Source organism: Nocardia sp. NPDC002869, from assembly GCF_046764065.1.
In the GTDB taxonomy this organism is placed as follows: domain Bacteria; phylum Actinomycetota; class Actinomycetes; order Mycobacteriales; family Mycobacteriaceae; genus Nocardia; species Nocardia rhamnosiphila.
The window spans coordinates 1-10,653 of the sequence record NZ_JBKOOL010000186.1; the positions used below are offsets into that span (position 1 = coordinate 1).

General features: G+C 66.4%; 12 protein-coding genes. 5 read left to right on the top strand and 7 right to left on the bottom strand.

The genetic code is table 11. The features are described from left to right. Positions 1 to 1,130 (bottom strand): IS701 family transposase (locus ACLML9_RS24970; RefSeq protein ID WP_411947806.1); only part of this gene is annotated, 1,130 nt, incomplete at its 3' end. A gap of 33 nt (positions 1,131 to 1,163) precedes the next feature. Next, positions 1,164 to 1,892 carry a TMEM165/GDT1 family protein gene (locus ACLML9_RS24975; RefSeq protein WP_411947807.1) on the bottom strand — a complete coding sequence of 243 codons (729 nt, stop codon included), beginning with the start codon at positions 1,890 to 1,892 and terminating at the stop codon, positions 1,164 to 1,166. Positions 1,893 to 2,418: 526 nt separating this feature from the next. Here ACLML9_RS24975 and ACLML9_RS24980 point away from each other — a divergent pair. Next, entirely contained in the window at positions 2,419 to 2,793 is a 375-nt protein-coding gene (locus ACLML9_RS24980) for a hypothetical protein (protein ID WP_411947808.1), read from the top strand. 83 nt (positions 2,794 to 2,876) lie between these two features. On the opposite strand, the gene ACLML9_RS24985 is transcribed toward ACLML9_RS24980, so the two are convergent. The 3 genes from ACLML9_RS24985 to ACLML9_RS24995 all read right to left on the bottom strand — a co-directional run bounded on the left by ACLML9_RS24985 (position 2,877) and on the right by ACLML9_RS24995 (position 5,143). Then, a complete protein-coding gene (locus ACLML9_RS24985) occupies positions 2,877 to 3,404 on the bottom strand; it encodes a peptidase (protein ID WP_411947809.1) in 528 nt (175 codons plus the stop codon). Between the two features lie 172 nt (positions 3,405 to 3,576). Further along, a complete protein-coding gene (locus tag ACLML9_RS24990; RefSeq protein WP_063040510.1) occupies positions 3,577 to 4,200 on the bottom strand; it encodes a superoxide dismutase in 624 nt (207 codons plus the stop codon). Between the two features lie 304 nt (positions 4,201 to 4,504). Next, positions 4,505 to 5,143: a hypothetical protein gene (locus tag ACLML9_RS24995; RefSeq protein WP_411947810.1), complete on the bottom strand. Its 639-nt coding sequence runs from the start codon at positions 5,141 to 5,143 to the stop codon at positions 4,505 to 4,507. A 492-nt stretch (positions 5,144 to 5,635) separates the two neighbouring features. On the opposite strand from ACLML9_RS24995, the gene ACLML9_RS25000 reads away from it, so the two are divergent. The 4 genes from ACLML9_RS25000 (at position 5,636) to ACLML9_RS25015 (ending at position 8,826) form a co-directional block, all read left to right on the top strand. After that, complete coding sequence (locus tag ACLML9_RS25000; protein ID WP_356992142.1) at positions 5,636 to 5,998, top strand: rhodanese-like domain-containing protein; 363 nt, start codon at positions 5,636 to 5,638, stop codon at positions 5,996 to 5,998. Positions 5,999 to 6,064: 66 nt separating this feature from the next. After that, complete coding sequence (locus tag ACLML9_RS25005; protein WP_411947811.1) at positions 6,065 to 7,072, top strand: DUF4328 domain-containing protein; 1,008 nt, start codon at positions 6,065 to 6,067, stop codon at positions 7,070 to 7,072. Beyond that, complete coding sequence (locus ACLML9_RS25010) at positions 7,069 to 7,854, top strand: glycerophosphodiester phosphodiesterase (protein WP_411947812.1); 786 nt, start codon at positions 7,069 to 7,071, stop codon at positions 7,852 to 7,854. The genes ACLML9_RS25005 and ACLML9_RS25010 overlap by 4 nt, the downstream gene beginning before the upstream one ends. 51 nt (positions 7,855 to 7,905) lie before the next feature. Next, positions 7,906 to 8,826 carry a DUF5926 family protein gene (locus tag ACLML9_RS25015; protein WP_411947813.1) on the top strand — a complete coding sequence of 307 codons (921 nt, stop codon included), beginning with the start codon at positions 7,906 to 7,908 and terminating at the stop codon, positions 8,824 to 8,826. 270 nt (positions 8,827 to 9,096) lie between these two features. On the opposite strand, the gene ACLML9_RS25020 is transcribed toward ACLML9_RS25015, so the two are convergent. Next, the gene (locus tag ACLML9_RS25020) at positions 9,097 to 9,648 is read right to left on the bottom strand and encodes a ferritin (RefSeq protein ID WP_411947814.1); all 552 of its coding nucleotides are present in this window, start codon (positions 9,646 to 9,648) and stop codon (positions 9,097 to 9,099) included. Between the two features lie 92 nt (positions 9,649 to 9,740). Continuing rightward, positions 9,741 to 10,295 carry a ferritin gene (locus ACLML9_RS25025; protein ID WP_411947815.1) on the bottom strand — a complete coding sequence of 185 codons (555 nt, stop codon included), beginning with the start codon at positions 10,293 to 10,295 and terminating at the stop codon, positions 9,741 to 9,743. Positions 10,296 to 10,653: the final 358 nt, after the last annotated feature.

The following is a 10,653-nucleotide window of genomic DNA, read 5'->3' on the forward strand; positions in this document are numbered from 1 at the left end:
GCGGTGACGGCGAGGTAGGTGTGGGCGAGCATGGCGAGGGTGATGTGGCGGTACCAGGCGTCGTAGCGGCGGACCTGGTAGTGGTCGAGGCCGATGTCGGTTTTCGCGGTCTGGAAGCAGTCCTCGATGGCCCAGCGGGTGCCGGCGACCCGGATGAGGGTGTCGTCGCTGGTGCCGGTGGGTGCGTAACACATGTAGTAGGCGATCTCGAGTTCGCCTTTACTGTTCGGGGTCAGAGCCCGGCGTGCGAGTAGCCAGCGGCTCCAGCCTGCGGCGGTGGTCCACTCGTAGACCGGCAGCGAAGCCACCGCCCAGTCGAACATCCGCGGTCCCTTCGCGCCGTCACCACAGCTCAGACGCTTCCACGCCTCCGAGGGTGCTTGCGCGACGAGGTGGTCGGCGCGGGTACAACCCTTGGTGATCGGGATGGTCTGGCTGCGTGGCACTGCCACCACGTACCCGATGTGGCGGGTTTCGAGCCAGGTCCGGAACTTGTAGTCGCCGCCGTAGGCCTCGTCTGCGGTGACCCAGCGGGCCGGGACCCCGGCGTCCAGGGCTCGGGCGAGCATTTTCTTGGCGAGGGTCCCCTTTGTGGCGAACTCCACGTTATCGGGCACGTTCGCCTCCCGGCAGCGGTCACGGTCCTCGGTCCACGACTTCGGCAGATACAATTCCCGATCGATCAGTGTGCGGCCTTTGCTGGTGGCGTAGGCGCAGAAGACACCCAGCTGGCTGTTCTCGATCCGGCCTGCGGTGCCCGAGTATTGCCGTTGCACCCCAGCAGATTTCACACCCTTTTTGAGGAACCCGGTTTCATCGACGATCAACACTCCGTCGGGATCACCGAGATGCTCGACCGCATAGGCGCACACATCATCACGCACCCCGTCCGCGTCCCACGCGGCTTTGTTCAACAGCCGCTGCATCCCATCAGGGGTCAGGTCCCCGGCCGCTTCGGCAAGCGTCCAGCCATTCTTCCCCGCCAACGGCGCCAACAGTCCCCGCACATACATCCGCGCCCGCAACCGCGGCTCCGCCCGATAGAAACGTCCCGCAACCAGCGCAAACAGATCATCCAGCCCGGCCACCCACGCAGCCAGGTCCTCATCGATCGACACGCCGAAAGACATTACCGCACAATGTAACCAAGTGCGGCTGGAGTACTAGGCCCGGCGCTGCGAGATCTCGGTGGCGGCGGCCTCGGCGGCGAGCCGGTCCGCGGCCGCGCGGCGCGCCCGTAGCAGCCAGAGCGCCAGGGCTGCCACCGCCGGTACGAGCAGAGCGATACCGGCCGCACCGGCGAGCGCGAGTTCCGGGAATGTGGTGTTTATGCCGGTGAGCGCCCCGATGAACAGGAAGAGCAACCCCGACCCGAAGCCGATGGCGCGTTCGGGCAGGTGCTTGCCCACCAGGATGCCCGCGGCGATGGCGAGGGCATCGGCGGCGACCATGCCGATCGTCGAACCCAGCCAGACCGCCGCCCAGTTGTTGTCGGTGGCCAGCGCCGCGGTGGCGAACATGGTGCGGTCACCGAGTTCGGCCAGCAGGAAGGCCGAGAGCACGACCAGGAAGGGCGCCGTGGTGGCGAACCGTGACGGGGCCGGTTCCTCGTCGTCGTCCGCACCACTGATCAACTCGCGCAGCGTCCACAGACCCACGGCGAGGAATGTGATCGATGCCACTGCGGCAATGGCGGTAGTGGGCAGGGCCGCGCCCAGGAAATGCCCGATGGCGACCGAAATGACGTGCACCGCGGCGGTGGCGGTGGCGATCCCACCCAGCACCACCCACCAGCGGTAGCGCAGGGCGAACGTCAGGGCCATGAGCTGGGACTTGTCACCCAATTCGGCCAGGAAAACGATGCCGATGGCGAGTCCGACGGTGGCGATCATCTGACGAATGCTCCCGATCCGCCGGCCGGAAACGGGTTCGCCTCCGGCCGACAACGAAATTGCTGTACGGCCGAAGGTCTCGCCCACCGGAGGACCGGTTCACACGACCGGACCCACCGACGTGCGGCGGGTCAGTATGTCGACCGCGTGATTGGGGGCTACTCCCCTTCGCTGTCGGCAACTCTACCGCACCCACTCCGGTGTCGCAATTACGCAACGGCGAAAGATGGCTTCTGGCAATAAGTTTGGTTAAGGTAGCGACATAGTTAGGGGGCCCTGATAACCGTTGTCCGGTCATCCGGAACGGATTGATGGCATCGCTACAGCAACCAGATCGCAAGTCCTGAACCGCGGCATGTGTGGTCCGCGACAACCACACCGGGACGGAAGCGTCCTATGAGCCGTGGAAGTACCCCCGGCCGCTGAACAGCCGGATCACCGAAAGAAACGATGCCGCGAGACCGGACGGACGCCTGACGGAACCGGTCGATCGGTAAACTACCGACCAACGAGAGGACCACTCCAGATGTCGATCGAGAACCGCCTCGCTGTCCTCGAGGCCCAAGTCGTGCAGATCATCAACGAGCGGGACCGGGAGCCGGAATCGGTCCGGGCCCTGCGCGCTCGGGTCGACAGTAATCACAATGCGGTCCTGGGCGAACTCGGCAGTCTGCACGCGGATGTCCAGGATCTCCGGACCGGCCAGGCCCGGCTCGAGGCCGGGCAGACGAAGCTGCGTGGCGATGTCCAGGAGTTGCGTGGCGATGTCCAGGAGCTGCGTGGCGATGTCCAGGAGCTGCGTGGGGGCGTCCAGGAGTTGCGTGGCGATGTTCGGGAGCTGCGTGGCGGTCAGCAAGCCGTCATGGACAGGCTTTCGGAGATCTTGGCGAAACTGCCGTAACCAGCGGATCGTCGTCTCGCCGGGAAGTGGGCGGAGGCGGCATCGACGTGGGCCCGGCACTGTGCCCGGGTTCGGTACTCGGCTCAGGCGGCCAGCAGCATGGCCAGCACGGCGGTATCGGGGTCGCTGATCGGGTCCAGGCCGACCCGGCTCACCAGTGAGGTGACGGTCCCGTCCGCCTCCGCCTCGGCCCAGGCCGCGCGGTGTTCGAGCCCCAGATGGGGCAGGCCCGGCAGCAGGACGCACCCGGAGGCGGCGCCGGTGCACTCCGGCAGGGACGGAGTGGTCTCCGCGGGCGGGTGCAGCATGAACAGGGCGGGCGGAATGTGCTCGGCGAATCGGCCGGGCCGCACCCCGTCCTCGCCGACGACCGGTCCCTCGGCGATCACCAGGCCGACGGTATCCGGCTCCGGCTCGTCGGGTAGCTCCTCACGGACTCCGAAAACGGTGGAGGTGGTCAGCAGGCCGGGCAGGGACGCCACCCGTACGGCGAGTACCAGCAGCTGCGACCACTCCTTGGTGGTGTCGGGCCAGCGTCCGGAGATGACGAACCCGCGCAGCGTGCCACCGGCGTGGAACGGCGTGACGCCGATCGGACTGTTGCTGCGCATGAGGCCTCCCGTGCATAACCGGGGGCGGCTTTGCCCGTCCTCGAACTGTCGTGGAAGAAGAGGATCGCGCAGAAGGTATCTGGCACACAAGTACCAGAGAGTGCCAATTCGGGCAGAAAAGGCAAAAGACCCGCGGACTCGGCAGCCCGCGGGTCTTTCACGAAATGGTCGCTCAGCCGAAGATGAGGCCCTGCGCCTGGCTGGTGGCCTTGGCGAAACGCTCCTGGACGTCGGCCCAGTTGACCACGTTCCAGAAGGCCTTCACATAGTCGGCCTTGACGTTCTTGTACTGCAGGTAGAAGGCGTGCTCCCACATATCGACCTGCAGCAGCGGAATGATGCCGAGCGGCACATTGGCCTGCTGGTCGTAGAGCTGGAAGGTCAGCAGCTTCCGGCCCAGGGTGTCGTAACCGAGCACCGCCCAGCCCGAACCCTGCAGTCCGTTGGCGGCAGCGGTGAACTGCGCCCGGAACTTGTCGAAGGAGCCGAACTGGTCGTCGATGGCAGCAGCCAGCTCGCCGGTCGGCTTGTCGCCACCGTTGGGGGAGAGGTTCTTCCACCAGATGGAGTGGTTGACATGGCCACCGAGGTGGAAGGCGAGGTTCTTCTCGTGCAAGAAGATGGCGCCGTGATCATCGGCTTCGCGCGCGGCTTCGAGCTTCTCCAGCGCGGTGTTCACTCCGGCGACATAGGTCGCGTGGTGCTTGGAGTGGTGAATCTCGTTGATCTGCCCGGAGATATGCGGCTCCAGGGCGCCGTAGTCGTAATCCAGATCTGGCAGCGTGTACTCAGCCACGAATGTCCCTTCCTTGTCGGGTCGAGTGCGTCCTGTACGGGATGCTCCCGACCATTCGTACACCCGATCGGTCCAACTCGCCCCGACGCCCCACCATTCCACATCGGGTCACAACCGACCATGCGAGATCGAATGGGCCCATGCCACGCGGCCCGGTGAAACCGGTTCCGGAGCGGTACGAGGTCGAATCTCGTGCCCGCCGCCGAGCCCCGCGGCGAAGCGTCGCGCCCGTCCGCTGTTGCTCCGGCGCCGCATGGCACGGTGTCCGGCCGATACGCAGCTCGGACAGCGCGGGGACCCGGTGCTACAGCGGGGGGGCGATACCGGGATGGGTGGCCCGGGGATCACCTTTGGCATGTGCGACCCACCAGCGTTCGGACCCGGCGACCAGCTCCGGCAGCGGAACGGGCCGGCCGCCGGTCGTCTGTGCGGTGACGGTGTCGAACCACACCCGGATATCGAGGGCCCGCGGATCGATGCCCTCCTCCTGGGAGAACTCCAGCACGTGCCGGGCGATCCCGGTGTCGATGGTGGTGTCGAAACTGAGCAACTCGCTCCACAGGGTCCAGCCGCTGTCGTCCAGATCGACGAATTCCCAGCCGTGCAGGCGGCTACCGCCGAAGCTCGCGACGGCAGCGGGTAGTCCCGGCAGCTCCAGCGGCAGAACCCGCGGTTCCAGGTGGTCCCACCGCTGTATCCGCAACGATGCGGCAATCCTGGTGACTCCCTTGAACACCAGCCGCACCCGCCGGCAACCGTTACCCGATTCCGGGTGTTCTGCCGATATGCCGGGGATTTGCTCCGGTAGGCTCAACACCTCTAGGTCGAGCTCCAGTCGTTGGGCCTCGGAATCTATTTCCAATCCCAGACATCCGGCCTCCGACAGCGCCTTGTCGAGGCCGGCCGCGTCCAATCCGTCGAGTAACCCCCTGGTTGATGTCATGGCGACAGGTTACCGAGGTCATGGCCGGGAACAGGGGATTTCGCCGATTTCCGGTTCCGGTGGAACCGATCCGGGGTTCCCCGCGTCCAACTCGGTATCGGGTCACGCAACGGCGCGTGACCCGATCGAGTGGCCGGGCGGTCGCTCCGGGATTTTTGGAGGGGAGTACCGGATCGACCGTACGGTTGCACCGTTATCGCAGGTCACAGGGCATCCGGCGAGCTATCTGGGATATTGGTGCGCTGAATAGTAGCTGATACCAGATTCTTTCGTGGTGGGTTATGCGCATAACTCATGAAAACCTGTCGGCGTCGGACCGTCGTGGGGTGGGTTTCGAGAGGATGGGTGGCAGTCGGCGAATATGTCGCATCGTTCGGCGTGTCGGCGTGCGCGACGCCCGGCCTCTCGGCTCCGGGCGCGCAGGTACTGCCCGGGCGACCGCTCCCGCGAGAGCCGGGCAGCCTCGGAGGTGGTTATGGCAGGATCAAGGGGGTGACGAGCTTCGGAGTCCCGTCGGTACCGGTCGAGGCCGTACCCACTGAATTCGACCATCCGCCCGGGGAGGCGGCTGCCGCCGTCCTGCTCGATGTGCGCGAAGACGACGAATGGCAGCTCGGCCACGCACCCGGCGCCGTGCACATCCCGCTCGCCGATGTGCCCGCACGCTACGGCGAACTGGATCCCGACGCCGATCTGTACGTGGTCTGCCGGCAGGGCGGTCGTTCGCTGGAGGCCGTGAAGTTCCTCGCGAATGTGGGGTACGAAGCGGTGAACGTGGCAGGCGGGATGGTGGCCTGGCAGCAGACCGGTCGCCCACTGACCGCCGAGGGTGACGAGCCCGCGAAGATCTACTGACGAAAAGCGAGGTGCGCGGTGAGTACGGTGGTGCAGCCATGTGCCCGCTGCGGTACACGCTGGGCGGTGCAGGGTCCGCCGATGCACTGGTGCCCGCGCTGCCGCGGGGTACTCCTCTCGCCGGGGCCGATCGATGCCCCGCCGGAACGGCGTAACTACCGCTGGGTCGCCCGCCGGCCCGGCCGGGCCGGGCACCCGTCCCGGGGCGCGGCCACCGGCCGTCCGAGCGCGGGGACCCCGCACTACACGGAGATCCCGCGCTGGGGTCTGCGGGATCGGCCCGCCCCGGAGCGGGAAGCGGACCGGCACCACCCCCGTCCGCTCAGCACACTGACCCGCTGGACGCACGCCGCCCTCTTCGCCACGGCCGTACTGTTCGCGGTATCCGCCGTGGCCGAATCGGTGCGCTACCTGATCCTGCTGCGCAACCGCACCCGCCTCATCGAGCCGCCGCTACTGTGGTTCTCCGACGCCCTGGTGAACACCGCGGCGCTGTTCGCGCTGATCATGGCCCTCGTCGCCGCGCTGGCCACGCTCGGGTGGCTGATCGAAGCCCGGCGCGCTGCCTTCGCGGCGGCCGGTCGCCGCGACCCCCGCTCGCCGCGCATGCTCGCGCTGGGCTGTCTGATTCCGGTCGTCAATCTGGTCTGGCCCGGGGTGTTCCTCACCGAGGTGGTGTCCGGCCGTACCGACCCGCGGGCCCGAATCGCGATCCGCGTCTGGTGGGCGGCCTGGGTGTTCGGCGGGCTGGTCACCGTCGCGGCGCTGTACTGGCGGACCGCGGACTCGCTGCAGGCGAAGGCCGACGGTGTGCTCTTCACCGCATTCACCGACGCGGTGGCCGCCGCAGTGGCGGTGCTGACGCTGTGGGTTGTGCGCACGCTGGAGGGCCGTGATCTGCGCGGTCGCAGCCGGCTCGCCCAACGCTGGGTGATCGCCGTCGACCCGGCGACACCGTTGATCGAACCGGTGCACCCGGGGACGAGCGCTACGGTGAGCACCGCGGCGGACGCCGACAGCGCCGATTCCCCCGACGGCGCCGACCGAGCACCACAGGAGGTTGTGGCCAAGTGAGCGAGGGCACTGACCAGTCGGTTCAGAACGGCCGTGCGCCGTTCGTGGTCGCGCACCGAGGTGCCTCGGCGGCGCGCCCCGAGCACACCCTGGCGGCCTATGAACTGGCCTTGGAAGAGGGCGCCGACGGGGTGGAATGTGACGTGCGGCTCACCCGCGACGGACATCTGGTGTGCGTGCACGACCGCACGGTGGACCGCACCTCCAGCGGCAGCGGCCTGGTCAGCGAGCTGACGCTGGCCGAACTGAAGGATCTCGATTTCGGTGACGGCGCCCGGGCCGGGGTCCTCACCCTCAGTGAGCTGATCGGGCTGGTGCTGGATTGGCGCAGCCGGCCGACGAAACTGTTCATCGAGACCAAACACCCGGTCCGGTACGGCTCTCTGGTGGAGAGCAAGGTGCTGGCGGAATTGCAGCGCTTCGGGATCGCCACCCCGGCCTCGGCGGCCCATTCCCGTGCGGTGGTGATGTCGTTCGCTGCCACCGCGGTCTGGCGGATCCGCCGCGCGGCGCCGCTGTTGCCCACTGTGCTGCTGGGCGAATCGTCGCGCTACCTGGGTGGCAGTGCGGCGACGACCGTCGGGGCGACCGCGGTGGGTCCGTCGGTGAAAACCCTGCGCGAACACCCGGATCTGGTCGACAAGGCGGCTGCGGCGGGCCGGGCCACCTACTGCTGGACGGTCGACGAACCCGACGATATGCAGTTGTGCGCGGACCTCGGGGTGAGCTGGGTGGCGACCAATCATCCCGGTCGTGCGAAAGCCGTGCTGGCCAACAGTTGAAGGGTGTGGCCTGCGGCTGATCCGGCGTGGTGCCGTGTAGTTTGACCAGCCGTGGGTAAGAGCAAACGCAATAGTCCGAAACCCGGCGGCCACCGGGCCCAGCGTCTGGCCGAACGCCGGGCGGCGTTGCAGGAGAACGAACAGGCCGTGGCCCGGCCGTTCCAGGGCTTGGCCGCCGAATGCGATCTGGTCGCGCTGCGGGAGTTCGTGCCGTCGGCGACTGCCGAGCTGAAGTTGGCCGACGGCGTCGCCGCCGAACGTGCCGTGGTGCTGGCGACTGTGCTGCCGGGCGCGGTGTCCGCGCTGGTGCGGGCCGGGGATGCGCCCACCGGTTACGTCGGTGTGCAGGTGCAGACGCCGAGTTCGGATCCGGCCGCCGATATCGCCGCCTCCATCCTGTGGACCCAGTCGGCAGATCCGGGCGATTCGCTGGCCGTGGCGCACGCCGCGCCCGGCGGGCCCACGCTGGCCGATGTGCTGGTGGCCGACGCCGCGCTCGAATTGACCGTGCACCAGGATTTCGACTGGTGGGTGCCCGAGGGCGTACAGCCCGATCCGCAGATCGCCGCGACCATCGAACAGGCGAAACAGGCCATCATGCCTTCGGATCGGCTGGATCTCGGAGCGGACGCGATCGGGGCCCCCTGGTGGGTCGACGCCGGGGACAAAGCCCACCTGCGCTGGGTACGACCGGAATCCGAAGACGACCTGATGCTGGCACTGGCCCGGTTGCACGCCGCGGGCGGATTGCACCTCGGGGAGGGCTCGCGGTTCGCGGGGTCTTTCCGCACCCATGGCCTGCTGGTGCCGGTGTTCGACCTCGACCCGGACCGGCATGTGAGCGAATGGCGCTCCCCGGCAGCGGAGTTCGGGGCCCGACTGACCGACGCGCTGACGGTGGAAACCCCCCTGACCTCGGAGCAACGGCGCTCTCGGGACGGGCTCCGGTCACGGCAGGTCACCCTCCGCTGAATAAACCGGAATATTTTTAGAAAAACTCTTCTTTCCGGCGGCGATCTCGGCTAGGTTTCAGAGGTCGCCGTTTCTGGAACCCCCCGGCGACACAACGTCAGCCGACACAACGACCCGGCGCCGGCTGACGTAACGGAGCATCGGCCGCCCGACCTCGGCGCAGTGGGCCGGGACGGCCGATGCTCCAATCATCACCCGGGGCCGACATCAGCCCGCCGCAGTTCCGTACTCACGGAAACTGATCGGCGGGTGGACGCGGACCGTTACCGATCAGACATGGCCTCCGGCGGCCGACGGCGCACCGGAGAGTTTCGACGGGTCATCGCTCATCTCACGCGCGATGAACTCCTCCAGATCGAACAGGTTCGAACCCGCCCGGTCGGCGACGGTGAGCAGGGTGGTCATCTTCGCCACTTCCTCCACCTGCTCCTTGAGGAACCACTGCATGAACTGCTCGCCCAGATAGTCGCCCTCCTCGCGGGCCGTACTGGCCAGCTGGACCATCTGATCCGTGACGGTCTTCTCCTGATCGAGCGCCATGGCGATCGGCTCCCGGGCGTTCTCGAAATGCGATTTCGCCGCATCGATGCCCGTGAGGTCGACACTGATGTCCCGATCCAAGAAGTACTGGACGATCATCATCGCGTGATTCCGTTCCTCCACGGCCTGCGCGTAGAAGCGCTTGGCGAGCTGCGGAAGGTCGGCATTGTCGTACCACACCGCGATGGCGATGTACTGGTGCTCGGCATTGAACTCGTGTCGAATTTGGTCGTGCAGGAGGCCATGGAATTTGCTGCGGGGACTCTCCGGATGATTGGACATGCCTTGACATTAACGCCGGAAAGTAAGGCTGTCATCCAAGTGCAGCCTTATTGAGGATAGTGTTGCCTTATGGAATTGAGGATAGTGTTGCCTTATCGATTACGGCGCGCTCCAGCAATTTTCGGCACGGACTGATTCACCACAGGAACCGACGAACGCAGCTCCCGGGCCACGAACTCCTCCACGTCGAGAAGGTTTCCGGCCGCACGATCCGTCACAGCCAATAGTGTAGACATACCGGCCACCTCTTGTTGTTGGCATTCGAGCAACCAACTCATGAATTGCTCCCCCAGATAGTCGGACCATTCCCTGGCCAAATGCGCCAACTCGGTCACCTGGTCGATGGTCGTCTCCTCCCTGGCCAGGAGGAAAGCTATTGCCGCGCGCGGCGATTCGAAAGTCTGCCGCACTTCCGCCAAACCCCCGATCGTGATCTCCAGATCCCGGTCGATCAGATACTGCACAATTCGCAGCGCATGTCCGCGATGCTGCTCGGAACGCACATAACAATGACCGGCCAATTGTGGTAACCGTTGGATATCGAAGTACACTGCGGCCGCCAGATACTGCTGGGAAGCGGTGAGTCCGTGCCGAACCTGGGCGCGCAACTGGGCGATGAACGGCTGAGCCAGATCGCTGTCGTGCATGTGTTCGACGTTACTGTGTTTTTGGCGCGCTGGCGCGCGCGGGGTTGAGGCCCCCTTGGTCTCGCCGTTTCGGCCTCGAGACTCGCGCCTGCGGCTCATGCGATGTGCGGTGGGCCGTCCATAGAGGGCGACCTTTGAGCACCTTCGGCCAAGGGGCGAGACGGGCCTCAACCCTTTGAGGTGTCTCGTAAAACTCGACGCATGGGGTTGCGTCGGCATTCGATGTCTGGAGCGGTATGTAGATGCCTATGCGGACCGCGGAGCATCGCCGGAGCTTGTGACCGGTCCCCGATAGTGCGACCACCCGGTTTCAGAGTCCGAGCGTTGTCATCGGTATTCAGTTGATGTCGCAGCCCAC